This window comes from Sphaerisporangium perillae (assembly GCF_023276435.1).
In the GTDB taxonomy this organism is placed as follows: domain Bacteria; phylum Actinomycetota; class Actinomycetes; order Streptosporangiales; family Streptosporangiaceae; genus Sphaerisporangium; species Sphaerisporangium perillae.
This window is the reverse complement of the sequence record NZ_JALLPO010000024.1, coordinates 62647-88183: the sequence shown is the minus strand read 5'-3', so window position 1 is coordinate 88183 and position 25537 is coordinate 62647. Positions and strand designations below refer to the sequence as shown.

At 69.2% G+C, this 25537-nt stretch carries 17 protein-coding genes and 1 pseudogene; 7 read left to right on the top strand and 11 right to left on the bottom strand.

Annotated elements, in window-relative coordinates:
* The first annotated feature begins 405 nt into the window (after positions 1–405).
* From MYF83_RS23715 to MYF83_RS23700, 4 genes are all read left to right on the top strand, one after another.
* Entirely contained in the window at positions 406–2412 is a 2007-nt protein-coding gene (locus tag MYF83_RS23715) for a protein kinase domain-containing protein (protein WP_248962829.1), read from the top strand.
* Complete coding sequence (locus MYF83_RS23710) at positions 2409–4424, top strand: serine/threonine protein kinase (protein WP_248962828.1); 2016 nt, start codon at positions 2409–2411, stop codon at positions 4422–4424. The genes MYF83_RS23715 and MYF83_RS23710 overlap by 4 nt, the downstream gene beginning before the upstream one ends.
* Positions 4425–4961: 537 nt before the next feature.
* Entirely contained in the window at positions 4962–9443 is a 4482-nt protein-coding gene (locus tag MYF83_RS23705; RefSeq protein WP_248962827.1) for a DNRLRE domain-containing protein, read from the top strand.
* A 148-nt stretch (positions 9444–9591) separates the two neighbouring features.
* Entirely contained in the window at positions 9592–10119 is a 528-nt protein-coding gene (locus tag MYF83_RS23700; protein WP_248962826.1) for a DUF6461 domain-containing protein, read from the top strand.
* Between the two features lie 266 nt (positions 10120–10385).
* Here MYF83_RS23700 and MYF83_RS23695 read toward each other — a convergent pair whose 3' ends face one another.
* The 7 genes from MYF83_RS23695 to ligA all read right to left on the bottom strand — a co-directional run bounded on the left by MYF83_RS23695 (position 10386) and on the right by ligA (position 19514).
* A complete protein-coding gene (locus tag MYF83_RS23695; protein WP_248962825.1) occupies positions 10386–11822 on the bottom strand; it encodes a M28 family metallopeptidase in 1437 nt (478 codons plus the stop codon).
* 88 nt (positions 11823–11910) lie between these two features.
* Positions 11911–12372: an NAD-dependent epimerase/dehydratase family protein gene (locus MYF83_RS23690; RefSeq protein ID WP_308201495.1), complete on the bottom strand. Its 462-nt coding sequence runs from the start codon at positions 12370–12372 to the stop codon at positions 11911–11913.
* A 9-nt stretch (positions 12373–12381) separates the two neighbouring features.
* A complete protein-coding gene (locus MYF83_RS23685) occupies positions 12382–13326 on the bottom strand; it encodes a fumarylacetoacetate hydrolase family protein (RefSeq protein ID WP_248962823.1) in 945 nt (314 codons plus the stop codon).
* Positions 13327–13420: 94 nt separating this feature from the next.
* On the bottom strand, positions 13421–14311 hold the full coding sequence (locus MYF83_RS23680; protein WP_248962822.1) for a carbohydrate ABC transporter permease: 891 nt from the start codon (positions 14309–14311) through the stop codon (positions 13421–13423).
* Between the two features lies 1 nt (position 14312).
* On the bottom strand, positions 14313–15239 hold the full coding sequence (locus MYF83_RS23675; protein WP_248962821.1) for a carbohydrate ABC transporter permease: 927 nt from the start codon (positions 15237–15239) through the stop codon (positions 14313–14315).
* Complete coding sequence (locus tag MYF83_RS23670) at positions 15236–16564, bottom strand: extracellular solute-binding protein (RefSeq protein WP_248962820.1); 1329 nt, start codon at positions 16562–16564, stop codon at positions 15236–15238. The genes MYF83_RS23675 and MYF83_RS23670 overlap by 4 nt, the downstream gene beginning before the upstream one ends.
* Before the next feature lie 823 nt (positions 16565–17387).
* Positions 17388–19514, bottom strand: coding sequence for an NAD-dependent DNA ligase LigA (gene ligA / locus MYF83_RS23665; RefSeq protein ID WP_248962819.1), 2127 nt, complete (start codon positions 19512–19514; stop codon positions 17388–17390).
* On the opposite strand from ligA, the pseudogene MYF83_RS23660 reads away from it, so the two are divergent.
* A pseudogene (locus MYF83_RS23660) lies at positions 19497–19736 on the top strand (hypothetical protein); the annotation flags it as partial. The gene ligA and the pseudogene MYF83_RS23660 sit on opposite strands and share 18 nt — an antisense overlap.
* Positions 19737–19855: 119 nt before the next feature.
* Here the strand turns inward: MYF83_RS23660 and MYF83_RS23655 are convergent.
* Positions 19856–20068, bottom strand: a complete 213-nt coding sequence (locus MYF83_RS23655) for a DUF397 domain-containing protein (RefSeq protein WP_248962818.1) — start codon at positions 20066–20068, stop codon at positions 19856–19858.
* A 261-nt stretch (positions 20069–20329) separates the two neighbouring features.
* Entirely contained in the window at positions 20330–20860 is a 531-nt protein-coding gene (locus MYF83_RS23650) for a hypothetical protein (protein ID WP_248962817.1), read from the bottom strand.
* Positions 20861–21480: 620 nt separating this feature from the next.
* On the opposite strand from MYF83_RS23650, the gene MYF83_RS23645 reads away from it, so the two are divergent.
* Together MYF83_RS23645 and MYF83_RS23640 are read left to right on the top strand one after the other, a co-directional pair.
* Positions 21481–22350, top strand: a complete 870-nt coding sequence (locus MYF83_RS23645) for a helix-turn-helix domain-containing protein (RefSeq protein ID WP_248962816.1) — start codon at positions 21481–21483, stop codon at positions 22348–22350.
* 60 nt (positions 22351–22410) lie between these two features.
* Complete coding sequence (locus MYF83_RS23640) at positions 22411–22620, top strand: DUF397 domain-containing protein (RefSeq protein WP_248962815.1); 210 nt, start codon at positions 22411–22413, stop codon at positions 22618–22620.
* A gap of 42 nt (positions 22621–22662) precedes the next feature.
* Here the strand turns inward: MYF83_RS23640 and MYF83_RS23635 are convergent, their stop codons facing one another.
* Entirely contained in the window at positions 22663–23124 is a 462-nt protein-coding gene (locus MYF83_RS23635; RefSeq protein WP_248962814.1) for a (2Fe-2S)-binding protein, read from the bottom strand.
* Positions 23125–23135: 11 nt separating this feature from the next.
* Positions 23136–25331, bottom strand: coding sequence for a xanthine dehydrogenase family protein molybdopterin-binding subunit (locus MYF83_RS23630; RefSeq protein WP_248962813.1), 2196 nt, complete (start codon positions 25329–25331; stop codon positions 23136–23138).
* Between the last annotated feature and the right edge of the window lie 206 nt (positions 25332–25537).

Sequence of the window (25537 nt, the reverse complement as noted above, 5' to 3'; positions counted from 1 at the left end):
CCTGCGGAACCGCCTCGTACAGCGCCCAGTCGGCGCTGATCGCGCTGGAGATCTTGAGGAGCAGCGGCAGGTGCTCCTCGGTCAGTTTCTCCACAGAGGTCTCGGCCGCGTGCGCGTTGACGTTGACGGCCGCGATGACGTCCCCAGCCCGTCCCGCAGCGGCAGCCGCACAGTCGCCAGGTTGACCCCCGGCCGGAACCGCTCGCGGTCTCCGGCCTCAAGGACATGGCCGGTCGGCGCCGCCGGAAGCCCCCGCGTTAGCGATCCTCAATGACCTTGCAAGCGGTGGCGTGTATTCCCAGATGTGTACCTGCTGAACGGTGAAGTCCACCGGGCCGCCCCGGCTCGTCGTCAGGGTCGACGGCGGCGAGATCGGCTCATCGCGACAAGGGATACCCCGCAGCCATGTCTGACGTCCTCCCCCTCGAGCCCGACGATCCGCTGTCCGTGAACGGTCATCGGATCGTCGGCAGGCTGGGTCAAGGCAGCCGGAGCGTCGTCTATCTGGTGCACGCCCGGGCAGGCGGGCGGGCGGCGCTCAAGCTCTTCCACGCCGGCCTGGCCACCGGCGCCGCCCTGGCGCGGGTCGCCGACGAGGCCGGCAGGCTGCGCCTGGCCTCCGTCGCGGGCGTCGCCCACATCATCGGCACGGGCATGTACCGCGACCGGCCGTACGTCGTCAGCGAGTACGTCCCTGGCCCGACGCTGCGAACGGCCGTCGAGAGCCAGGGCCCGCTCAAGGGGCCGGCGCTGTACCGGCTGGCCATCGGCACGATGACGGCGCTGGCCTCCATGCACCAGGCCGGCGTCCAGCATCATGACCTCACGCCCGGGAACGTGATCCTCGGCTCCGACGGTCCACGGGTGATCGAGCCCGGCATGGCCCGGGCGACGGAGGCCGGCGCCACCAGCGCGACCCGGCCGTTCGGCATACCCGTGCATGTCACACCCGAGGAACTGTCCGGTACGCCCGCGGGACCCGCCGCGGACATGTTCGCGTGGGCCACCACGATGCTCTTCGCCGCCTCCGGGCGGTCGCCCTTCCGCACCGGATCCATGGCGGCGACGACGAACAGCATCCTCGGCACCGAGCCCGACCTCGGCCTCCTGGAGGATGGACTGCGCGGGCTGGTGGCCGACTGCCTGGCGAAGGACCCATCGCAGCGGCCCCTCGCGAGCAACGCCCTCCTGAGGCTGGTCGGCCACTCCCAGATCCTGGCCACCATCGACCCGCCCCCCGCAGACCTCCGTTCGGCGCCGCCGCCCACCCCGTCCACGCGGGTCCCGCTCGTGCCTCCGCGCCCGCCGACCCGGCGCCGCGTCGCTCTGCCCTCGGTGGCGATCGGCGTCGTCATCGCGATGATCTCCTGGGGAGCCGTCTACATGCTGGCTCCCCGGGCGACGGCCGTCCAGGCCACGGCCGTCTCCCGTCCCACCCCCACACCGGTGCGAGCCCCGAGCGTCAAGGTCGTCCAGGCGTCGCCCACCTCGCCCCGTCCCCCCGCCAAGAAGCTCAAGCCTCCTGGGCTGAAGCTGACGGTGCACGAGCACCCCTCGGATCCGGTCCGCCTGACCTCGTACTTCATCGGCGACGTCAAGGCCGGGACCTACCGGACCTACGTCCGCGACTCAGGCGGCGACGCCTTCCGCCTGGCCGCCAGGGACGGCGACTACGGCGATCCCGCCGTCTCCCCGGACGGCAAGTGGATCGCGGTGAACCCCTGGTTCAAGTTCACCGCGTCGACCACCGACTTCGTCACGATCATCAATCGCGCGACCGGCGAGAGATTCGCCGTCGAGACCACCGGGGAGCCGTTGAAGGGCTACTACGTGAACTGGAGCCCCGACAGCAGGCGCGTGTTGCTCACCTTCTACGAGTTCAAGGGCAAGACCGTGCCGAACCCCAAGGGGTTCGTCGTCGTGGACGTCGAGACGCGGAAGGCGACGGTCGTCGTGACCGGGGACACCCGCCACGACCGCGGCTTCTTCGGCTGGGCGCCCGGCGGGAAGGGCGTCACCGCGGCGTACGTCCACGACGGCGGCCAGTGGGGACTGCGGTTCCGCGACCTGGACGGCCGGATCAGGCGTGAGCTGAGCTGGGTCGGCGCCTCCACCGAGCCCGCCACGTTCTCGCCGTCGGGCAGGTCGTTCGTCACCTACTGCCCCCGTGTGCGGACCGCCGTATGCGTGTGGGACACCGGGACCGGCGACCGGAGGACCACGGTCCCGGTGTCCAGTCGCGGCGCCATCGTGCGGGGCTGGTGGGACGAAGACCATCTGATCGTCATGGACACCAGAAGAGATCCCTACGAGTACGTCGTCATGGACTTCCACGCGAAGGCGGTGCGCACCCTCGCCGAGATCCCCAAGAAGGACGAGGACGTGGCCGAGCTCAGGTTCTCGCCGAGATGACGGGCATCGATCCCCTGCGCACGGGCGACCCGGCGCACCTGGGTCCTTACCGGCTCATCGGGCGGCTCGGCGACGGCGGCCAGGGAGCGGTCTTCCTGGCGATCACCGGCTCCGGCGAGCAGGTGGCCGTCAAGCTGCTGTACCGGGTCCCCGACGACTCCGCGCCGGGACGGTTCCTGCGCGAGACCGAGATCCTCCGCCAGGTGTCCCCCTTCTGCACCGCCCAGGTCGTCGAGACCGGCACGGCGGACGGGCGGCCGTACATCGTCAGCGAGTACATCGCCGGACCGACGCTCCAGCACGCCGTCGACACCGGCGGGCCGCTGCGGGGCGGCCGGCTGCGGCGGCTGGCCGTCGGCACGATGACCGCCCTGGCGGCCATCCACCGGGCGGGCGTGGTGCACCGGGACTTCAAGCCGAGCAACGTCCTGCTCGGCGGGGACGGGCCACGGGTGATCGACTTCGGCATCGCCCGCGCGCTGGACGTCGCGCTCACCAGTTCGCACGCGGTCGGCACGCCGCCTTACATGGCTCCCGAGCAGTTCGAGTCCGGCCTGGTGGGGCCGGAGGCCGACCTGTTCGCCTGGGGGGCCACCATGGTCTTCGCCGCCTCGGGACGACCGCCGTTCGGAGCGGACTCCATTCCGGCGATCGTCCACCGGATCCTGCGCGGCGAGCCGGACCTCGGCGCCCTCGACGGCGACCTGCGGGCTCTGGCCGCCGAATGCCTGTCCAAGGACCCGGACCGGCGTCCCACGACGAAGGACGCGCTGCTGCGCCTGATCGGAACGCGCGTGCGCCCGGGCGGGAACCTGCTCGAGCAGGGCACTTCCATCGCGGCCAGACCGACCGGATCCGGCGCTCAGCCCACCACCGGATCCGGCGGCCTGCCCGTCACCGAACCCGGCGCTCAGCCCACCACCGTGCCCGGCGGGCGGTCCGACCGGCGTCGCGTCCGGATCGTCCTCGGAGCGGTGACCGCGGCGGCGGCTCTGCTGGCCGGCGGGGCGATCTACGCTGTGGCCTCGGGCGGCATCGGAGCGCGAGCCCGGTCCGGGACCCCCTCCCCGGTCGCCGTCAGAGAGGTCACCGCCGCCCCCGCCACGCCCACCAAGGACGTTCGCCTTCCTCGGATGAACGCCGTCCTGCACGAGAACCCCGGCGATCCGCTGCGCGTGACGTCCCTTCTGCACATCGACGCCAAGGCCGGAGAGGCGCGCACCTACGCCCGGGTCCCCAAGGGGGACGAGTTCCGGCAGATCGGCCGAGCCCACGAAGCCCTCGTCTCACCGGACGGAACCTGGACGGCGCTCCAGCCCTGGATCAAGCCGGAGACACCGGGAACCTACGACTCGATCAAGTTGATCAGGCGGGCCACCGGCGAGGAGTTCCTGGTGAACACCGTGCGGACGCCGTTGCAGACCTTCAACCCCTACTGGTCCGCCGACGGCCGGCGACTCCTGCTGACGTCCTACGCGACCTCGGGGAACTCGAAGCACGCCGTGGGGTTCGTCGTCGTCGACACCGCGACCGCGACGGCGACGACCGTCTCGGCCGACGCCGGCGACGACAGCGACGCTCCCTTCATGTGGGCGCCCGGCGAGACCGGGGTCGCCCATCGCTTCCCGTCCGGCGTGGACATCGGCCTTCGCCTGTTCGACCTGCGGGGCAAGGCCGTGCGGGGCTTCCAGAAGGTGGGCCAGCCGAGCTTCAAGGAGAGCACCTTCGCCCCCGCCGGAAGACGCTTCGCCACGCTCTGCCCGAGTCCGACGTCATCGGTATGCGTGTGGGACGTCGCCACCGGCCGTGGGCAGGCCACCGTTCCCGCGCCCGCCGGCACGACGCTCATCGGCTGGTTCAACGACGCCCATCTCATTCTGGCCGACGAGACGAAGGACCCGCGCCAGATCGTCGTGGTGAACCTCCAGGGCAAGGTCGTGCGCGTCCTCGCCGAAATCCCGCCGGCCGAGTACGGGCTCACGAAACTCCTGATGCGGTACACCAGAACCTGATCGCGCGGCCTCGGCCGAGCGGCATCGTGCTACTGATGTCGTTCGTCATCGAGACCGCCGACGACGACCTGCGCGCCGCGTTCCTACGCGCCTGCCGCCGCCACGTCGCCGACGACGGCGCCGTCAACACAACCTCAACCAGGCCGGCCGGACCCCCGGCAGGTCGGCGCCTCGGTTCATTCACCCAGATCTGCCTGGCGTTATTCCCGGCGCCGACTCATTCCGTGTCCAGGCGTTGACAAGACGCATTTACCGGCAAGGACGAAGGATTCAAACACACCTCGGCAGATTTGACCAGATATGTACTCGACCAGGATCACATGGGAAGATCAAGTGTCCTTGTTCGGGTACTTCGGCGTGCTTGGAGTGGATACACAGGTGAAAAGTCGAGGGGTTTTATGCCGCACTTACCGCCGTACCGCGCTGTTAATGGTGTCAGGACTGCTCGTGTCCCTGATGGTCGGCGTTTCCGCGGCGGCGGCGCCGACACCCGCACCGCTGAAACAGACGCCCCCCACTCCCGCCGCGAACGATCCCATGCAGGTCGCCAGACAGCAGGCCAAGCAACGGAAGACCCCGGTCGAAATCGAGTCTCTGCGCACCGAGTCGTCGAGCACGTACGCCAACAGCGACGGCAGGACACTGCAGACGGTGATGTACGGCGCGCCCGTCCGCACCAAGCGGAACGGCCAGTGGCATGACATCGACACCACGCTCGTGTCGGAGGGCGGTTTCGTAAGGCCGCGCATGACCAAGCCCGAACTGCGTCTCTCCGACGGGGGCGGCACGGAGTTACTCTCCATGAATGGAGAGTTACCCGAGGCCGACGGCAAGAAAGGCCTGACCAAGGTATTTGCGCCGGTCGACCTTCCCGCACCGCGGCTGTCCGGAAATAAGGCGGAATACGCATCGGTGTACGGGCCGGGCATCGACCTCGTGGTGACCGCCATTCCCACCGGTTTCCGGCAGGACATCGTCATCCGGCAGCGGCCCGAGAAGGACCTGCGGTTCCGTGTCCCGATCGGGCTCCCGGCCGGTATCCAGTACGGGAAGAACGCCTCCGGAGAGCTGTCCGTGACCAAGACCGCGGGCACGAAGGCGGAGGAGATCGCCCACGTCTCCACCACCCTCATGCTGGACGCCGCCGCCGACGCCAAGCCGGAGCAGGGCCGCGTGGGCCACGCCGTCACCACGGTGGACGGCGCCTCCACTTTGGTGATCAAGCCGGACGCCGCCTTCCTCGCCGACCCCGGGGTGACCTTCCCGGTGACCCTGTCCGTGAGCGCCACCGACTGGACGAGCAGCGCGGTCGGCAACGACACCTTCGTCAACAACGCCGAATACCCCGACGGCTACGCCAACAGCGGGCTGGACCGCATCCTCGTCGGCAAGTCGAACAGTGGATCGGTGCGCTGGCGCGGCTACATCCGTTTCGAGGAGCTGCCGGAGGACTCCCCGCTGCGCGGCGGCCGGGTCACCAACGCCGACCTGATCCTGTGGAACTACCTGTCCAACGACTGCGGCGCGAGTGTCGGCTCCGGCATCACCGCCCGCCGGGTCACCCAGCGCTGGGACGTGTCCACCTTGACCTGGGCCAACCAGCCGACGGTCACCACGACCGGCCAGAACACCGAGTTCGGCGCCTACAGCCCCGACTGCGGCCGGGGTTACATGGACTACCCGTGGGACCTCTACCACGGCGTGAACTCCATTGTCCAAACCTGGGCCGACGGAGGCGCCAACTACGGGTTCCAGCTCACCGCGGGCAACGAGTCCGATCTCACGAACTGGCGCCGCTACCGGAGCAAGGAGACGACTGACCCCGACCCCGCCCACGGCCCGCGACTGGTCATCGGGTACGAGCCCGCGGTCACCGAGGAGATCGCCGCCGTCTTCCCCGAGGACGTCACGGAAGAACCCTCGTACGAGGAGATGCTGGCGCACCAGGTGAGCTCGCCGGAACAGGAGTCGGACGCCCCGCTCACCACCAGCGAGCAGTCGACGGTCATCGGCCAGCAGTCGCGGCAGGCGTTCTCGCCAGGTGAGGACATCGCCAAGCCGCTGCCGGACGAGGACTGGTCGGAGACGATCCCTGAATGCGGTGAGTCGGCTCTCGACTGCTTCCCGGGACCGGTGCCCGACACCACGCCCCCGCTCGTACACGAGACCAGCCCCGACGAGGACACCGAGGACGTCCCGTCGCAGACGCAGGTGCGGGTGGTCTTCGACGAACCCGTGACCGGCGCGGCGCTCTCCTTGACCGACCAGGCCGGCTCCCCGATCCAGGGCACCGCGGCCATGGACGACGAGGGGATGGTGCTCACCTTCGCGCCGTCCGCAGGGTTGCCCACATCGACCTACACCGGCCAAGTGACCGGCGCCCGAGACGAAGCCGGGAACGTCATGGCCGCGCCGTACACCTGGACGTTCACGGTCGGGGACACGACGCCCGGCCCGACGCCGACGCCCACCGGCCCGCCGGGCGGAGAGCACACGATCACCCTGCCGCTGGAGACCGACCTGTGGCTGGACAGCAACGAGTACACCGACCAGTTCGGTGACACGTTGTGGGCCGGTGTCTACGGCAGTCCGAGCACGACCGAGCGCACGTACCTGAACTTCGACACGACGGAGCTGGCCGGGAAGACGATCACCAACGCCCGGCTGAATCTGTGGAACATCGACTCCTATGGGTGCGGCGACGGCACGTCGGGCATCAAGGCCCGCCGGATCACCGGCGCCTGGGACCCTGACACGCTCGGCTGGAGCAGCCAGCCGGCCGCCACCGGCGGCGACGAGGCGGTGGCCCGCGACCCGGGCGGCTGCACCGGATCGCCCCCGGCCGACGTCGAGTGGTCGTGGGCGGTGACCGGCATCGCGCAGGCGTGGGCGTCGGGCCAGCCCGACCACGGCCTAGTGCTGCAGAGCGCCAACGAGTCCGGCACCGCGCCGCTCTACGACCGCGGGTTCGCCTCCTCCCGGGCACTCGGGGAGGACCCGCCGACGCTGACCGTGACCTATGTAGACGGCGGCGCGACCCCGACCACCCCGACCACCCCGGGCCCGGACACCACGGCCCCCGAGGTCGTCGCGGTGAGCCCGGCCGACGGCGCCGAGGAGGTGCCGTCCGGCACGCAGGTGACGGTGACCTTCAGCGAGCCGGTGACCGGCGTCCGGTTCGCGCTCGTGGACATCTTCACCGAAGAGCAGGTCGCGGGCACCACCTCGATGAACCCCGGTGGCACCGTACTGACCTTCACCCCATCGGAGCCGCTGGACGGCGTCTACTCCGCCGAGGTGGACGGGGCCCGGGACACCGCCGGCAACACGATGGCAGGTCTGTACTCCTGGTACTTCCTCACCGCCGGCTGGGCGGCCCGGGCCTCGTCGCAGGTGCAGCCGGTCGCGGAGGACCTGCGGGTCCGCGGCTCCGACACGGCGAACAGGCGGACGAGCACCACCGCCGAGCCGTACCTGCTGGTCAACGTCAAGGACCGGCTCAACCGCCGCTCCTCGGTCGAGGTCGAGGTCGCCCACACCCCCGGGTCGTCCCAGGGCAAGGGCGTCATCTGGAGCGGGACCGTCCGCGAAGCGCCGGCGAAGACCGTCACGAGCGTCCAGGTGCCGCCGGGCAAACTGAAGCAGGGCTGGACGGTGCGCTGGCGCGCCCGCCCGGTGACGGACGGCGTCACCGGCCGGTGGTCGCCATGGTCATCCCTGCGGATCGGCACATCGGAGGCACCGCCCATCACGCGAACGCCGGAGGAACCGTCGAAGACCGCGGCCGCCGCCGCGCCGCTCCCCAATCGCAGTTTCTACAAGCACGCGACCTTCGAAGAGTGCGACAAACCCGAGCACGAGGGCCCGGTGTGGAGCGCGGCCTTCTACGAGGGGTGGACCAAGAACTCCTTCTCCTGGTGCATCAAGTACACCCACAAGATCTACTACTACAGGACCGTGTGGCGGGGCCTGACGGACGGCTGGGTCCGCGTGACGATCGACGACGCGACCTGGGTGTTCACCGCGCTGCTCAATACCTACGTCGGCAAGGGCATCAAGAAGCCGACGTCCGAGGACGGTGCGCCCCTCACGTGGCCGCCATCGATCCCCGAGGCCCGGCAGATCCGCGGGCAGCTCCGGATCAACAACGTCTGGCCATTCAGCAAGTCCATGAGCCACAAGAACGCCAGCGTGTACCTGCGGCCGGGTTGGACCGTGAGCGGCGGATGCGCACAGATCAGCGGCGCCGAGATAAACAACAAGTCCATCACCCAGTGGAACGCGGACACCACTCCCACGGAGGAGTTCACCTTCTACTCCGACGAGACCCAGGCGCACAACGAGCACCTGCTGTCGACCTGCACTCTGCGGCCGTACGTGCACATCATCGGCTTCCACGACGACAGGCCGACCCGGCTCCGGGGAGCCCACCGGCTCTATCCTCCGGTCATCGACTGCGACACCTCCCGCACGAACGTGATGTACTACGGCGGCTGCGTGCTCGTCAGGGCGATGCCCACGATGGTCGTGAGCACCACGGCCCAGGTGAACGGCGAGCCCAACAAGGCCCAGGAATTCGCCAAGCACATCGGATACGTCTTCAGGTACCCGGACAAGACCAAGCCTCCGGGCACCAACAAGAAGTTCCCCGGCAACGGGGCCAACAGCCCGTACGGCGGCTGGGAGCCCCCGCTCACCCGGGCGATGGACCCCGCGGTGGAGGCGTCGAACAGAACTGTCATGGGCGCCGCGTGCGAGCAATGGTGGACGGAGCAGCAACGAGCGGGAAAGGAGTGCGACGAGTATCCGTTCGCCAAATCCCATGAAGGCGCGGCCAGTCCGAAGTGGGACTTCTCCGTAAGGCCGATAACGAAGTCCGCCAACACCTCGGGCGGCGCCCGGCAGAACATCCTGTGGCGGAGATACCGTGTCCTGGAGAATGACCCGTTCAAGGTGAGCGTGGTGCACTCGCGGAACGTCGCCGACGAATGGTATTCCGGTGACGATCCGGGCGATTGACCGGACCATTCCATAACGCCGGCCGGAGACCGCAAGGGCGGTCTCCGGCCAGGGCGTGACGCTTCTTGACGCCCCTTGGACACCATGTCAGGGTGACCGGATGTCAGATGACGACGTTTCCCATTACGGCAGGCTGGTCACGCGGTGGATGACCGATCCGGCCTGCGTCACCTGGTGTTCCGGCATCGATGTGGAGGAGGCCGCCCGCCGTTTCGGCGCGGATCCCGCGAGTGGCACCCCGATGACCTTCACCGACGCCGAGATGGAGCACTACGATGAGGCCCTCCAGACCGTCCTCATCGGCTCGCTCGACGGCTGGACCATCGCAATGGAACCGAATGGCGGCGAAGGACGCTCACCGGACACCATCGCCTCCCTCTCCAACAGCGATCAGGCATTCAGCATCTATTGGGACGGCCCCGTCAAAATCGAGATGAACTATGCCGCCCACGGACACCTGATTACCAGCATCCCCAAATCCCTGGTCGACGACTGGCCCCCCGCCGCCCGCGTCCCCCTCGTCCCCCATACTCACGGCCTGCCGTTCACGACCGCCCTCGACGAGCAGTGGAAGATCGCCGCCTTCACCCTCGCCGCCCGCCTGAGCGGCGTCCACCTGACCGATCGGTGGCTGGAGACGGAGCATTCCCGCTTCGTCATATCGACCCTGCTGTGAATCGTCCCGGACATTGAGAGCTGTGGCCGGGTCCCCTGCGTCCTAAGACCCTCTTCAGTGCCTGCGCTCCTCCCACCGGTCGCGCAGCCGCATGGTGACTGGCGCGCCCTGACCCTGCCCGCGCGGGGGCAGGAGTTCAACCACCCCCAGCCTCCGCGAGCCTCGATGGTGATCCGGCTTCCGCGAGCGGCGGCACCGGCCCGGCCTCGGCGATCCGCGGCGCCGGCCCGGCTCACCCGATGCGGACGGCGTGCTTGCCGCGGCCCCTATGTCGACACCCGCGGGAACGCGACCGGGCTGCGGTGACCGCCCCGATCCACGGCTCGCAGGCCGAACTGCACGTTGTCCTTGGCGATGTCGATCGTCACCGAGGTGACATCACCGACATCGAGGACCTGCGTCCAGTCCGGAGACGTGGTCTCCCGCCAGACCACCTCGTACCCGGCGAGGTCGGGTTCGGTTCCGCGATCCCAGGTGAGAGTGGTGTCGTTGGTGAGCACCGCCGCGAGGATTTTGAGGTTCTTCGGCGTGCCCGGTCCCTGGGCCAGCGACCACAATGTCGCACCGTTCACCTTGGCGACCCGGGCGAGGTACCCGAAGTCCACGAACTCCGGCAGATCGCCGAACTGTTTCCCGTTCTCGACCCGGACGTCCTGGTGCTCGTGGTCGAAGTTCTCCCGCGGCTCGGTGAACCGTGCCGCCGGGTAGCCCTGCTGCAGGAACGATATGTGGTCGCTGCCGCGCAGATATCGGTCCCGCCGCCAGATCACCCGGACGTTCATGTCCGTCGACTCGTTCTCCGCCACGTCCTGGACGAACCGGGCCAGCTGGCGCGACGGTCCGTCGTTCTCGCCACCGACCGACTGCCGGATCGACGCCTCGGCCGGGGTCTCGGTGGTCGGCACGCCCTCCACGAACAGCCGGACCGTATGCGGATCGGGCCGGGTGCCGTCCCAGGCCGAACTGGCGCCCACGATGTCATTGCTGAACATGCCCTGCACGTCCGCGCCGGCCGCCTTCATCTGCCTGGCCATGTACGCCGAGCCGTACAGTCCCTGCTCCTCGCCGGAGACCACGGCGAACACCACGGTGGCCTCGGTGTGACGAGAGGCGAACACCCGGGCGAGTTCGAGCACGACGGCGACGCCGGAGGCGTCATCGTCGGCGCCGGGGGCGTCGCCGGTGGCGTTCATGACATCGGTGACGCGAGAGTCGAGGTGGCCCGTCACCACGTAGACCCGCTCCGGCGAGGCGTCTCCGCGCAGGGTCGCGATGACGTTGGTGATGGTGGTCGGCACGGGGATCCGCGGGGAGACAGGCTGGACGAACGACTGCCTCTCCACGGTCATCCGGCCGCCGGACAGGGCCGCGTACGCCTGCATTTGCCCGTGCACCCAGGCCGTGGCCGCGCCGATGCCACGTTCCGGATCGTCCTGGCTGGACAGGGTGTGCCGGGTGCCGAACCGGGTCAACCGCATCACCGTGGCCTCGAGGCGGTCGCGGTCGATCTCACCCAGCAGGTCGCGCAGATCCTTGCCGGGTCGCTGCCGGGTGACGGGCCGTCCCGGCTGCGAGCCCAGGCCATGCCCGGCATCTCCGAGCGCCGGGCCCGCCAGCAGGGGCGCCGTCACCGCGGTGACGGCCGAGGCGGACAGGAAGGTGCGGCGGGTCGAACCCGCACGCTTTGAAGGGGGGTTCTCCATCCATCAAATCAATGCCCGATCCGCCACAAAGTCCACCACTACTCACCAATCGCCGGCTTTCCCAGACCCACGGGGGCAGCCGGAACGGTCACGACGGCGGGTAGCCGAGTACTGTGACCGGCGCGAGCAACGCCCGCCGGCAGGCCTGCGCGACGTCGCGGGCGTCGACGTAGTCCCACAGGTTGACCGCCCTGATCAGCGGGTCGTCCCAGTAGGAGGGGATCTTCGGGTAGTCTCCGGCGTCGAAGACGTTCGACGGCCGCAGGGCGATGATCGGGATGCCCGACCACGACGAGACGTGCTCGGCCATCGTCTCCCCGACCACCTTCGACAGCGCGTAGGCGGACCTCGGGTAGGGGTAGTGGTCCTCGTCGACGGGCAGATAGCGCGGCGGGGAGGCCGGCCCGAACGGGTAGCCACCCGTCGCCTCGCTCGACGTCCACACGATCCGGCCGACCCCGAGCTTGGCGGCGGCCAGGAAGACGTTGACGTTCATGGCGTTGTTCTCGTTGAGCGTCCGCGCGTCGGTGAAGTAGCCCGGCGAGGGGATCCGCCCGGGCTACCCGGTGGTGGCTCCGGGACCGAATGTGCCGGCCGTTCCCTCCCAGGAGACGCCGCCGGGGCCTTGCCCGTGATCGGATGCGCGAGGCCTGCCGCGCACGACGGTGTTGCACAGCACGCCCACGTCCTCGATGGCGATCTCCACCACGTCACCGTGGGCGAGCGTGAACGGCGACGGCGGCACCAGGCAGGTGCCGGTCGACAGGACCACCCCGTCGGGGTGGACGTCGCCGCGCATCAGGTACGACACCAGCTCGTCCAGCCGCCGGCGCAGCCGGGCGGTGCTCGCCCGGCCGCTCCACACCGGTCCGCCGTCCCGGTGGATCACCATGTCGATCGTCAGGGCGTAGGGATCCTCGATCTCCCACACCGGCCTCATCCACGGCCCGAGACCGCAGGCGGCGAAATAGATCTTGGCCTGTGGCAGGTAGAGCGGGTTCTCCCCCTCGATGCTGCGCGAGGACATGTCGTTGCACACGGTGTAGCCGACGATCTCTCCCAGGTGGTTCACCACCAAGGCGAGCTCTGGCTCGGGCACGTCCACGGTCGAGTCGGGACGAATGGACAGGAGTCCGCCGGGACCGACGGCCCGCCACCCGGCGGACTTGAAGAACAGCTCCGGCCGCTCGGCGTCGTAGACGAGCTCGTAGACCGTCGCGGCCCGCTCGCTCTCCTCGACCCGTGCCTCCCGGGACGTCTCGTAGGTGACGCCGGCCGCCCAGATCTCGGTGCGGCCGTCGACCGGCGCCAGGAGCTCGACCTCCGAGAGCGGCACCGGCTCACCGAGCGGGCCGCCGGCCAGCCGGGCGCGCAGGTCCGCCAGCGGCAGCGCCCACAGTTCCGCGAGTGAGGTGACGCCCGTCAGCTCGGCGACGCCTCCGCCGTCGTGCAGACCGACCCGGGGCCGACCGGAATGTCGCGTTCGATACCTGACGAGGTCCACCTGACTCCTTCCGGAACCGTCGCGGTCACCTGCCGGAATCCTCCCGCACATCGGCAGGCGAGGAAGCCGGGTCGCCGCGCCCCGCCGCCCTGCGTCACTTGCTGAACCCCGCGGTGAGACCGCTGAGGAGCTGGCGCCGGCCGATCGCGTACAGGATCAGGATGGGCAGCGTGGTGAGCACGACGGAGGCGAGTACCGCCGGGACGTTCACGCTGTACTCGCCCTGGAAGTTCCACAGGGCCAGCGGCAGCGTCCGCTTGCTCGGGTCCTGGGTGAGGATCAGCGGCAGCAGGAACCCGTTCCAGATGTGCAGCGCGTTGTAGACCGTCACCGTCACCACGGCCGGCCGGGTCAGGGGGAACGCCAGGCGCCAGAGCACCGTCCAGGTGCCGGCGCCGTCCATCCGCATCGACTCGAACAACTCCTTGGGGACGTCGCGGATGAAGTTCGCCAGGACCAGCACGGACAGCGGGATCGCGAAGGCGATCGACGGCAGGATCATCGCCAGCAGGGTGTCGTAGAGGTGGAGCCGGATGATGATCAGGTACACCGGGATGATCGTCGCCTGGAGCGGGATGGCCAGGCCCATGAGGAAGAGGGAGTTCACCGACCGCAGGAACCCGCCGGAGCCGCCCCGGACGATCGCGAAGGCCGCCATGAAGGAGATGGTGACCGCGGGAACCACCGCGCCGGCGGTGACGATGACGCTGTTGAGGAAGTACCGGGCGAAGTCCGACTGGATGACCAGCACGTAGTTGTCCAGGGTCGGTTCGCCCGGCGGCGCCAGCGGATTCGTCGCGTAGTAGTTGGACTGCGCCTTGAGGCTCGTGATGACGATCCAGTAGATGGGGACGATCACGATCACCAGCCACAGCCAGCCGGCCGCACCGCCCAGCCAGTTCCGGTGACGGGCCGCCACGCCGCGGCGGCTCTGCGGCGGGGGTGCGGCCGCCTGCTCGGGGGCCTCTGTAAGGGTCGTCGCCATGTCAGGCTCCGTCCAACTGGCTGGCGCTGTCGCCGCCCCCGCCGAGCCGGCGCAGCAACAGCGCCAGGGCGAGGCCCACGAGCACGAGGATCACGGCGATCGCGCTGGCAGGGCCCATGAGATTGCCCTGGAAGCCCCGCTTGTACATGTCCAGGGCGAGCACCCGGGTGGCGTCCCCCGGGCCACCGGCGGTGAGCACGAAGATCAGGTCGAAGAAGGTCAGCGACCCGACCACCATGAGGGTCGAGGACGTGATGATCGTGTACTTCAGCTGCGGCAAGGTGATGCTGAAGAACTTGCGGATCCGCCCGGCCCCGTCCAGCTCCGCGGCCTCGTACATCGAGCGCGGGATCTGCCGGACCCCACCCTGGTAGATCAGCGAGTGGAACGGGATGAACTGCCAGGACACCACGAAGATCACGACACCCAGGGCGAGGTGGGACTCCCCCAGCCAGTCCTGGCTGAGCAGTTCGATCCCAAGGCCGGCGCCGAGCCCGAAGTTCGGGTCGAGCAGGGCCTTGTAGGTGACGGCGATGGCGGCCGAGCTGAGCAGCAGCGGGACGAAGTACACCACCGCCAGCACCCCGCGGTAGCGCTGGGCGCCGGCCAGGAACACCCCGAGGAGGAGGCTCAGCGGCGTCTGGACCCCCCATGACAGGGCCATCACCAGGAACGTCACCCAGAGCGCGTGCGGCAGGCCAGGATCGGTGAGGACGGCCCGCCAGCTGGCGAAGCCCGACGGCTGGATGGTGCCGATCCCGTCCCAGGTGGTGAAGCTGAGCAGGAGGACCCCGATCAGCGGGATCACGCCGAAGGCGACGAAGACGATCAGTGCCGGCGCGGCCAGCCACGCGAGGGAGCGGTCACGACCGCCTCGCGTGGTGGCCGGCGGCGTCCCGCGCGGAACGGAGGTCGCGAACGTGCTCACGTGCCGATGACCGCGTTCATGTTCGACGTGAACTGCTTCGGTGAGATCGACAGCTGGAACAGTTTGGAGATGTTGTCGAGCAGTGTCTCGGCCGCCGCCGGGCTGAGTGCCTGGTCCCAGGACTGGGAGAAGGTCTTGGCCTTGCCGGCGACGCCGTACTGGAACTGCAGCCACGCGGCGTCCTTGGAGGCGGCCAGCAGGCTGTCGGTGCCCTTGACGATCGGCACCGAGCCGACGTCGATCCACTGCTTGACCTCTTCGTCGGTGGACAGCCCGGTGGCGAAGAACTTCTTGGCGATCTCCTTCTGCTCGGGGCCGGCCTTGGAGGAGATGGCGAGGTACTGGCCGGGGTTGCCGACGGTGTCGCTGGGGTCGCCCTTGCCGCCGTCGACCGGGGGGAAGTTCAGGTAGCCGAGGCCGCCACTGGAGACGAAGTCTCCCCCGTCGTTCGCCTGGATCCCGTAGGACCAGCTCCCGTGCAGCATCATCGCGGCCTTGCCGGTGTACAGCAGCGCCTGGTCGGCGTTGGAGTCGGCGGTGATCGAGGAGAAGCCCTTGATGAACCCGTCGGCCTTGACCAGGTCCTGCACCTTGGTCAGGGCGTCGATGGCGCTCGGGTGGGACCAGGCGTCCTTCTCCGCGTCGAACACGGCCTGGAACACCTCGGGACCGCCGATGCGGTCGAAGAGGAACTCCAGCCACATCATGTTCGTCCAGCGCGACTGCCCGCCGAGGGAGAACGGCGCGATGCCCTTGGCGTTGAACTTGGGCACCAGGTCCATGATGTCGCCCCAGGTCTGCGGCGGTTCGACGCCGACCTGCTCGAAAACCTTCTTGTTGTAGAACAGGACGATCGGCTGCACCCGCTCGATCGGCAGCGCGTAGATCTTGCCGTCGATCGTCGCGGCCCCGAAAGCGGACGGGAAGAGCCGGTCCTTGACGGCGGGGTTCTCCGCGAACCATGACGTGAGGTCGTCGACCTGACCGGCCTGGACGTAGCTGCGCAGGCCGCCACCACCCCAGCCGAAGATGATGGTGGGCGCCTGGCCCGCACCGATCGCTGTCTTGATCTTCGTCTTGAAGGCGTCGTTCTGGAAGGTGGTCGCGGCGATCTGGCCGTTCGGGTTGGCCTTGTTGAACCGGTCCACGGCGGCCTTGCGCACGCCTTCCGCCGGCTGGGTGGAGAGGTACCAGTAGGTGGCCTTGGTACCACCACCGCTGGTGGTGCCGGGTCCCGCGCTGCCACAGGCGGCGAGCGCGGCTCCTAGAGGAAGACCCAAGGAGAGGCTGAGGAAGGTGCGGCGAGACGTTGTCCTGGGCTCCACGCTGATCTCCGTACTCGAATGCCGGGGCTTGCCGCGGCTCGTTGATCGTGGACGCGGTGGTGGCGGGCCTGGATCGGCATCCCCGGATGCCGCTCCTCACTCCTCCCGGATCGGCCCGTCGAAACATTTCACTATTTTTGCGACAATACTGTGCAGGCACGCAATCTAGATTTCGGATGTTGGCGTGTCAAGACCCATTTCCCGGCTGTAAAGGCGCTTTGATCCACCGGCTTCGCCGGGCAGGTAGACCGTGTTCAAAGGCCTCGCCTCGGCGGCCACCTGACGGTTTCGCCCCGAGGGGACCTCTCGCGCCCCGATCTCGAAACATTTCGTACGCCCTATGACCACAAGCGCCGCCCGGGAAGGCGGCACACGCCGGCTCCCCCCACGGATCACCGCACGGCCACGGCGATGAGGCGTGTGACGTTCGGATTCAGAAGGCCGGCGATCGGACATGATCCACACAGATCAGTACCGACAAAGCGCCCATAACACCACACCTGGTTCGGCATGGGCCTATACCCCTGCCGGGTACCTGATCGCTCGTGCCAAAGGTGCGCACTCGTAGCGCTCCGATACGGCAATATCTACCGCGATGCCGACAATCGGCGAACACGGAGCACCCCATGTCCTTCGCCGAACACCGCCGACGGCGACGGCTGAGTGGCCCGGACGGTGCCCACCAAGAAGGGCTGACCGAAACACTCACCCCACCGATGCGGCACTCGCCTTCCACCGCGCGCCCGGCCTGCGCACCACCGGCACCAGACCGCCGCACCGCCGGCGTCGGGCGGCTTTGGGCGGCTGGGCGGGCCGCGGTCTGTCAGATGTATTCGCCGAGCATGGCGGCGAACTCCTCCGGGGTGGCGATGCGCACGCCCAGTGACTCGGCCTTGGCCTTCTTGGAGCCGGCCTTCTCTCCCGCCACCAGCAGCGAGGTGCGGGCCGAGACGCTGGAGGAGGCCTTGCCTCCGGCGCGCTCGATGAGCTCGTTCATCTCGTTGCGCGACAGCGCCGCAAGCGGGCCGCTCATCGAGCCGGTGACCACCACGGCCATTCCCGAAAGCGGCGGCTCAGCCGCCGGGACGGTCTCCGCTTCCCCGCCGGCCGCACCGTCCCCGCCGTCCGCACCTGCGGCACCGGCCGTACCGGCCGCGGTGGGCGGGGTCGCGCCGGGTTCGGTCATGTTGACCCCGGCCGCGGCCAGCTTGTCGATGAGCGGCGCGATGTCGGCGAGCTCTGCGACCATGACGGCGGCCTTCTCCGGGCCGATGCCCTCGACGGCCTGCACGTCCTCGACGCCGGCGGCCCGGATGGCGTCCATCGTGGCGAAGTGCCGGGCGATCCGCCGCGACATCGACCGGCCGGTCCCCCGCACTCCGAGAGCGCAGAACACCTTGTTGAGCGGCTTGCCCTTGGCCCGCTCGATGGCGGCCAGCAGGTTGTCGGTGCTGACCTCGCCCATCCGGTCCAGGGCCAGGAGCTGCTCGCGGGTGAGGGTGAACAGGTCGGCGAAGTCGGCGACATACCCGGCGGAAAGGAGCTGGACGATGCGGGTCTGGCCGAGCCCTTCGATGTCGAGCTGGTCGCGGCCCACCGCGTAGGTGATCGAGGCGACCGCGTGGCAGGCCCGTCCTCGTACGCAGCGCCACCGCTCCTGCGAGGAGTCGATGTCGCTGCCGCAGCGCGGGCACTCCTGCGGGAACTCGATCGGCTGCTCCTGGCCGGTGCGCAGGTGGGTCACCGGCGCCTGGACCCGGGGGATGACGTCACCGGCCTTGTAGACGGTGACCGAGTCGCCGAGCATCAGGCCACGGCGGGTGATGTCGGCCGGGTTGTGCAGCGTGGCGTAGGTGACCACGCTGCCGTCGAGCTGGACGGGCTCCAGCACCGCGCGGGGCGCGATGATGCCGGTGCGTCCGACGTTCCACTCCACGCCGACCAGCTTGGTGATCTTCTCGACGGCCGGCAGCTTGTAGGCGATCGCCCAGCGGGGCGCGCGCGAGCTGAGCCCGGCCTCCTGCTGGTCGGCGGCCAGGTCGGCCTTGATCACGATGCCGTCGATGCCGAACGGCAGCTCCGCCCGGGCGGCGGCGACCTGCTCGACGCGCACCTGCACCTGCTCGATCGAGTCAACGGCGACCCCGGCGACCGGAGTGGCCTCGGTGGTCCGCACACCCCAGCCGGCCACCATCGCCATGATCTGGCTGTGCGGCGACTCGCGCAGCCGCCCGGCCAGGTCGGAGTCGTCCTGCGGCGGCAGCGGCAGGGCGCCGTAGGAGAAGAAGGTCATCTCGCAGGTGTAGGGCCGGTCCTTGGCGCGCAGCGTTCCGGCGGCGGCGCTGCGCGGATTGGCGAACGTCGTCCCGTCGTGGGCGGTCCGCTTGGCGCACGCGGCCTCGAACTGCTCGCCGGTCATCAGCACCTCGCCGCGGATCTCCACCGTCACCGGCTCGGCCAGCCGCGCGGGAAGACCGGCGACGGTGCCGATCGCGTGCGTGACATCCTCACCCGCCGTGCCATCGCCACGCGTGACCAGCTGGACCAGCCTGCCACCGCGATAACGGGCCGAGACCGCCAGCCCGTCCAGCTTCGGCTCCACGCTCCACACCGCGACCGGACGCCCCAGCCGGCGCTCCAGACCGGCCGCCCACCCGGCCAGCTCCTCGGGCGAGAACACGTTGTCCAGGCTCAACATCGGGACGGTGTGCGGCACATCCCCGACGACCGCTCCCCCCGCGACCTTCCCCGTGGGCGAGCCGGGCAGCACATCATCGGGGTGGGCTGCCTCGTACGCCTCGATGCCGCGCACCAGCCGGTCATAGGAATCGTCGTCCAAGGCGGAGGCACCCGCCCCGTAGTACGCGGCGGCGGCGTCGACGGCCAGTCGCACGGCCTGGGCGTATTCGGCCTGGTCGGCGAGCGGGGTGGCATGGAGTGCGTCGGTCATGCCCACATCGTGCCGTGCGCCACCGACAATGCGAACCGAGGCTCGGCCACGTCGACAGCGCGCCAGTGTGGTCGCGCTCGGGACCGACCTTGGACGGAGCCTGAGCGCCGCGGTCCTCGGACTGGTCACCACGACAAGGACGGCTGCTACCCCACCCCCGCCATCGCCCCCGACGGAACCATCGCCCCGGGCATGAAGCTGGGCGGCGCTCTCAACGGCCACTGCCGCGATTCCTGGGACCTGGACCGCGAACACGAACGGCCCGGCATCCCCTTCGCCCCCGCGCCTGACAGCGCCCTAGCGCATGATCCCTGCGCGAGGGCGCCAGAGGCGTGCCGGTGTCAGAGGCCTGCCGACTTCAGACCTCCGACGAAGTGCGTCCACGCCTCGACCGGCAAGGTAATGATCGGGCCGGAGGAGTCCTTGGAGTCCCGAATCCCGATGCGGGCGCCGGGAAGGCCTCCGGCCACCTCGACGCACTCCCCGTTCGCCATGCTGTGGCTGCTCTTTCGCCACACGGGGACCTGGACCGACTGCACATCGACATGGTTCATCGAGGACACCGACTACCTACTCTCGCGTACGGCCCGGCGTGACGGTGCCGTCCTCATCCCGGTCCACGGACACAACGCGACGATGATGCCCTATAACACTGGCCACAGAAGCCAAAACAGCCACACGTGCAACGACACTTGATCGAAGGTTGCCCCGGCCGATGCCTGCGCGCACGGTGGCCCAAGAGCGCCGTGCCCGCCGGTCATCCGGTCCGAGCGATCTCGGACCGACCCGGGCGGCGCTCCACCCGGGTCGCCGGGCTAGCGGCTGATCTCCAGCATGATCAGATGAGGGCCGAGGTGGTGCGGGGTCATGGTCACGTGCTCGGCGAAGCACGCGCTGCGGATCTCCGGCAGGTAGTCCGCGACGAGCTCCGCGGTGAGCCCTCTGCGAAGCCAGAGCAGCAGCAGCGCCCCGCCCGGCACTACGGTGGTGGTCAGCACCAGCGGGAGTCTGCCCTTCCTCGTCCGCATCGCGGTGTCCAGGCAGAGCCCCTGGAAACGGTGCCTGATCACCAGGGCTCTGACCCGGTCGCCGATGCCCTGCCGGATGACCGGGGTTCCTATACAGGCGAGGACGACGCCGGCCGGCATCAGCCAGGCGAACGGCAGGCCGGAGCCGTCCACCATCCAGCCGGTGAGGCCGGCCGTGGCGGTGACGGCCGCCGCTTCTACGCGCCAGCGCCAGATCATCCCGAGGACGGCGAGAAGTCCGGTCGCTCGGGGGATGTCCGGATGGCTACGCGGATGTCCTGGCCCGCCGATGAAACCCCCGCATAGGCGGAACACCACCTCCTGATCCGCTCCTTTCCTTGGGAGCGCGCTCCGCCGGGGCAGGTTCCCGGCAGCCGTCCCGCGTGCGGGCGATCCTCAGATCGTCGAAACGAGGGTCCCGGTATGCGCGGCCGCCGAACCGCGTCCTGCTGATCCGCCAGCCGGCTCGGCGGGCGAACGCGTCATCCCGCGCCCAGATGGCCCGGTCGAGGTCATGGAACAGGGCCTTGAAATACGCACGCACATTGTTACGCTCGGTCATACAGCACGCATCCTTCTGACAACGAGGGGAAAGCGTCTGAAGCAGTGGGCTGAGCCGGCGGGTGAGAGCCGCCGGCCCGGCCCGTTTCGTGCGAGGCGCGCTCGTTGGGGGCCGAGGGGAGAAGGTCCTAGGGCGGATGCGCGCCGACTTCGGGAAGTCGCGGCGCCCGCCACTCCTGCGGCTGGCTCATCTTGGCTGCTTTCCTGCCCCGCTCGCCTGAAGGGGCTGGTCTCAGAATGAGCGGAAGGGACACCCGCTGCAATTCCCGCTGGGAAGGTATACGGGACACCCGCCGGGATAATATTCAGGCGTCCCGGCGAGCGTTGCGCCTCCACCGGAGGGGTATCACTTACGAATTGCTGAGAGGAGGCGGCCGGTGGTGCGCGAACTCAGCCCGACCGTCTGCCGTCGCAGGCTCGCGGCCGAGCTGAGACGGCTCCGTGGCGAGGCCGACCTCAATGGCGTCCAGGTCGCCAAACAGCTCAGATGGTCCACCTCGAAGATGTCCCGGATCGAGAACGGCCAGGTGATCCCGCACGCGGACGATGTGGCGGCGCTCCTGGACAGGTACGGTACCGACCACGAGACACGAGAACGCCTCCTGGCCCTGGCCCGAGGGGCGGCGGGGAAGGCGTGGTGGGAGTCATACTCCGATGACCTCCCGGAGCCCGTCATCACATTCGTCGGCTTCGAGGCGGAGGCCGACGAGATCTGGAGCTGGCAGAGCACCGTGATACCGGGGTTGCTGCAGACGGCCGACTACGCTCGCGCGGTCAACAGCCTGCATCGTCCGGTGGACACCCTCACCCCGGGCAAGGTGGAGCGCCGAACCCAGTTCAGGCTGCGGCGGCAGGAGCGGCTGGCGGATCCGGACGGCGTGCGGTACTCCACGGTCATCGACGAGGCCGTTCTGCTGCGGTGCTTCGGCGACGAGAGCGTCATGCGGGGACAGCTGCGCCATCTGCTACGGCTGACCGAGTTCCCCAATATGACGATTCGCGTCCTGCCGTTGTCCCATCCGCATCCCGTGGACTTCAGCAATTTCGTATTGTTGAGATTCCCTGAGGTCGAGACCCTCGGCCGGCTCTATCCCGACGTGATCTACGTCGACGACTTGAGTTCTCCGGTGCTGGCCGACAACGAGGAGATCACCTTCAAGTACACCCGCCTTCTCGAGAGCCTGGAAGACGCGGCCTTGCCGCCCGACAAGTCGGTCGAACTTCTCCATACCCTGACAAACACCTAAAAGTTAGATCTTCCCGCCAGTAGGGCATATCTCTGTAGATCCTATGGTGAGGATGGCTGCATGGGCGACGGGAATGCCTCGACGGAGTCTTGGCACAAGAGCAGGTGGAGCCTCGGCAACGGTGAATGCGTAGAGGTAACGCGACGCTCGGATGGAAGCGTCGGCGTGCGCCATTCGAAGCGACCCGACGGGCCGATCCTGATCTTCGGGAAGGGAGAGTGGGCCGCCTTCATCAGCGGCGTGCGGGACGGCGCGTTCGACACGGTCTGACGTCCGGTGAACAGATTGCCGGGAATGGTGCATTCACCGGATCTATTTGCGCATCTTCGCCGCCGCGCTCTTGATCGCCTCCCGGATCCGGAAGTAGGTGCCGCAGCGGCAGACGTTCTGGATCGCGTCGATCTCCGCGTCGGTGGGATCGCCGGTCGTCTTCAGCAGCGCGACGGCGGCCATGATCTGGCCGGGCTGGCAGTAGCCGCACTGTGCGACGTCCTGCTCGAGCCAGGCCTCCTGCACCGGGTGCAGCTTGTCACCGTCGGCGAGGCCCTCGATCGTGGTGACCTCCCTGCCTTCCACCTCGGAGAGCGGGACGACACACGGGTTGATCGCCTTCCCGTCGAGGTGGCTGGTACAGGCCTTGCAGACATCGATGCCGCAGCCGTACTTGGGCCCCTTCACACCGAGCCTGTCGCGCAGCGCCCACAGCAGGGGCAGGTCGGCGGGCGCGTCGACGGTGACGGTCCTCCCGTTCACGGAGAAGGAGTAGGTGGGCACGTTGCTGCTCCTCAACGAGGGAACGGGGTGAAGTCGACGTCGAAGTTGATCGGGAAGCCGCGCGGCTTGCGGCCTGTGGCGCGTGCGTAGGCGTTGGCTATCGCGCCGACCGCGGCCGGGACGCCCAGCTCGCCCGCGCCGCCCGGCTCGCCGCCGGCCGGCATGATGAAGATCTGCACGTCGGACGGTGAATCCTTCTGCCGGGCGTAGTGGAACTGTGAGTAGCTGCCTTCCAGCGGCAGGCCCTTGTCGATGTGCAGGCCCGCGCGCAGCGTCGTGGAGATCGCGTCGGTCAGGCCGCCGAGCAATTGCGCCTCCAGCCCGCGCGGGTTGATCGGGCGGCCGACGTCGGCCGCGATCACCGCCTTGACCACCCTCGGCGTCTTCGGGTCGCGCGCGTCGATCTCGACCAGGCAGGCCGTGCAGGACTTGTACTCCTCGTGGAACCCGACGCCCTGGGCGAAGCCCGCGGGCATGGCGCGCCCCCAGCTCCCGGCGGTGGCGACCTTGTCCAGCACCGCGCGCTGCCGGGCGGTCTTGAGGAACCTGCGGCGGAACGCGACCGGATCCTGGCCCATCTTCTTCGCCAGCTCGTCGACGAGGATCTCCTCGGCGCCCCGGGTGTTGGCCGAGTAGACCGACCGCCAGCTCGCGGTGTGCATCTTCAGCGGCACCTCGCTGAGCAGCTCGGTCACGACCCCGAAGTCGTAGGGCACCTTCACCGTGGTGAGGAACACCGTCTGCGCGAAGGTCAGGTCGCCGCCCACCGGGAGGTCGGCGGCGACGGCGGTGAGCATCTCGCCGAGACCATGCCGGAAGTCGGTCTCCACGGCGGCCACCCGGTGCTCGTAGGTCAGCACCTGCCCGAGCGCGTAGGTGGCGCGGATCTTGTGGTGGGTCGCCGGCCGGGCCCGGCCATGCCGCATGTCGTCGATCCGCGACCACATCAGCTTGACCGGCTTGCGCATCGCCTTGGAGATCCGCGCCGCTTCGAGCGCGCCGTCGAAGAACAGCCTGCGGCCGAACGAGCCGCCGCTCTGCGTCACGTGCACGGTGACCCGGTCCGCCGGCAGGCCTACCGCCGCGGCGATGGTCTGCTTGGCGACGATCGGGGACTTGAGCCCGGCCCAGATCTCGGCCCGGTCGTCGCGCACGTCCGCGATCGCGGAGTTGGTCTCCAGCGGCGCGTGGCTGACGAAGGCGAAGTCGAACTCCGCGTCCAGGTGCAGGGTCAGCAGCGGCGGCACCACGAACGGCAGCGCGGCGGCGCGGAGCCGCAGGCGGATGTCGGCGTCCGAGAGGGTGTCGACGGTCCCGCCGTTCCAGGTGACCTGGAGCGCGTCCTTGGCGTCCAGCGCCTGCCCGAACGTCTCGGCCATGACGGCGACGCCGGTCGGGACGACGGCGAGATCGATCACACCGGGCATGGCCCGCACCGCGGCCTCGTTGTTCACCGACCGCACCGTGCCGTTGATCGTCGGTGGCCGCCGCACCATCGTGGGCTTGGCGCCGGCCACGTCGAGGTCGAGCGTGTACCGCATCTGGCCCGTGACCATCGCACGGGCGTCGATACGCGAGGCCGGCGTGCCCACCAGCCGGTGCTCGGATTCCGGCTTCGGCGTGACGGTGAGATCCGGCAGGGAGAGCTTCGCCGCGATGGTCGTGAGCGAGCCGAACGGGGCCGTGCGCCCGTCCGGCGCCACGACCGCGCCGTCCCGGGTGACCAGCCGGTCGGCCGGCAGGCCCCACTGCGCGCCGGCCGCGGCGATCAGGCGCGCTCGCGCGGCGGCGGCCGTCCGGCGCACCGGGCCGTAGACCGAGCGGATCGTGTTGGAACTGCCGGTGAGCTGGTTCATCAGCAGCTCGGGCCGCGCGTCGGCGAGCCGGACCCGCACCTTGGAAAGCGGGAGGTCCAGTTCCTCGGCCACCAGCATCGCCACCGCCGTGGTGATGCCCTGGCCCACCTCCGCGCGGGGCAGCTCGAAGTGGGCCTCGCCCTCTTCGGTCACCTCCAGCACCAGCAGATGCGCCGTCGGCGTTCCGGCGAGGATGAGTATCTCGCCGAGGTCCATGATGTCCGCGGGCTGCGGGAGGCCGGGCAGGGCCGTCTCGGCGTTCGCGGGCAGGGCCGCCTCAGGAGCCAGGCCGGTCGCGAGCGTCAGCGTCGGGGCGGCGACCAGGAAGGTCAGGAACCGGCGCCGGCTCACTCCACTGTCCGCGTGCCGGGCAGAATTCGCGACGGGGTCGCACATCGAATCCCCTTTCGCCGGACGCCTGGAGCGGATCCGCGCGGAGCGGGCACCCCTCGTGCGGGTCGGGCAACGCCGGAACGGGCGCACCGGGCGTGTGATCGAAGTCACGCTAGAGACCATCTGGTCGCATCGTCAAGGGGTAGGACCAGTGCGCCCAGGCA

Excerpts from the sequence above, each read along its gene's own strand:
- MYF83_RS23715 (WP_248962829.1), top strand. The coding sequence starts at position 406 with ATGTCTGACGTCCTCCCCCTCGAGCCCGACGATCCGCTGTCCGTGAAC.
- MYF83_RS23710 (WP_248962828.1), top strand. The coding sequence starts at position 2,409 with ATGACGGGCATCGATCCCCTGCGCACGGGCGACCCGGCGCACCTGGGT.
- MYF83_RS23705 (WP_248962827.1), top strand. The coding sequence starts at position 4,962 with ATGCAGGTCGCCAGACAGCAGGCCAAGCAACGGAAGACCCCGGTCGAA.
- MYF83_RS23700 (WP_248962826.1), top strand. The coding sequence starts at position 9,592 with ATGACCGATCCGGCCTGCGTCACCTGGTGTTCCGGCATCGATGTGGAG.
- MYF83_RS23695 (WP_248962825.1), bottom strand. The coding sequence starts at position 11,822 with ATGGAGAACCCCCCTTCAAAGCGTGCGGGTTCGACCCGCCGCACCTTC.
- MYF83_RS23680 (WP_248962822.1), bottom strand. The coding sequence starts at position 14,311 with ATGGCGACGACCCTTACAGAGGCCCCCGAGCAGGCGGCCGCACCCCCG.
- ligA (WP_248962819.1), bottom strand. The coding sequence starts at position 19,514 with ATGACCGACGCACTCCATGCCACCCCGCTCGCCGACCAGGCCGAATAC.
- MYF83_RS23655 (WP_248962818.1), bottom strand. The coding sequence starts at position 20,068 with ATGAACCATGTCGATGTGCAGTCGGTCCAGGTCCCCGTGTGGCGAAAG.
- MYF83_RS23640 (WP_248962815.1), top strand. The coding sequence starts at position 22,411 with ATGGGCGACGGGAATGCCTCGACGGAGTCTTGGCACAAGAGCAGGTGG.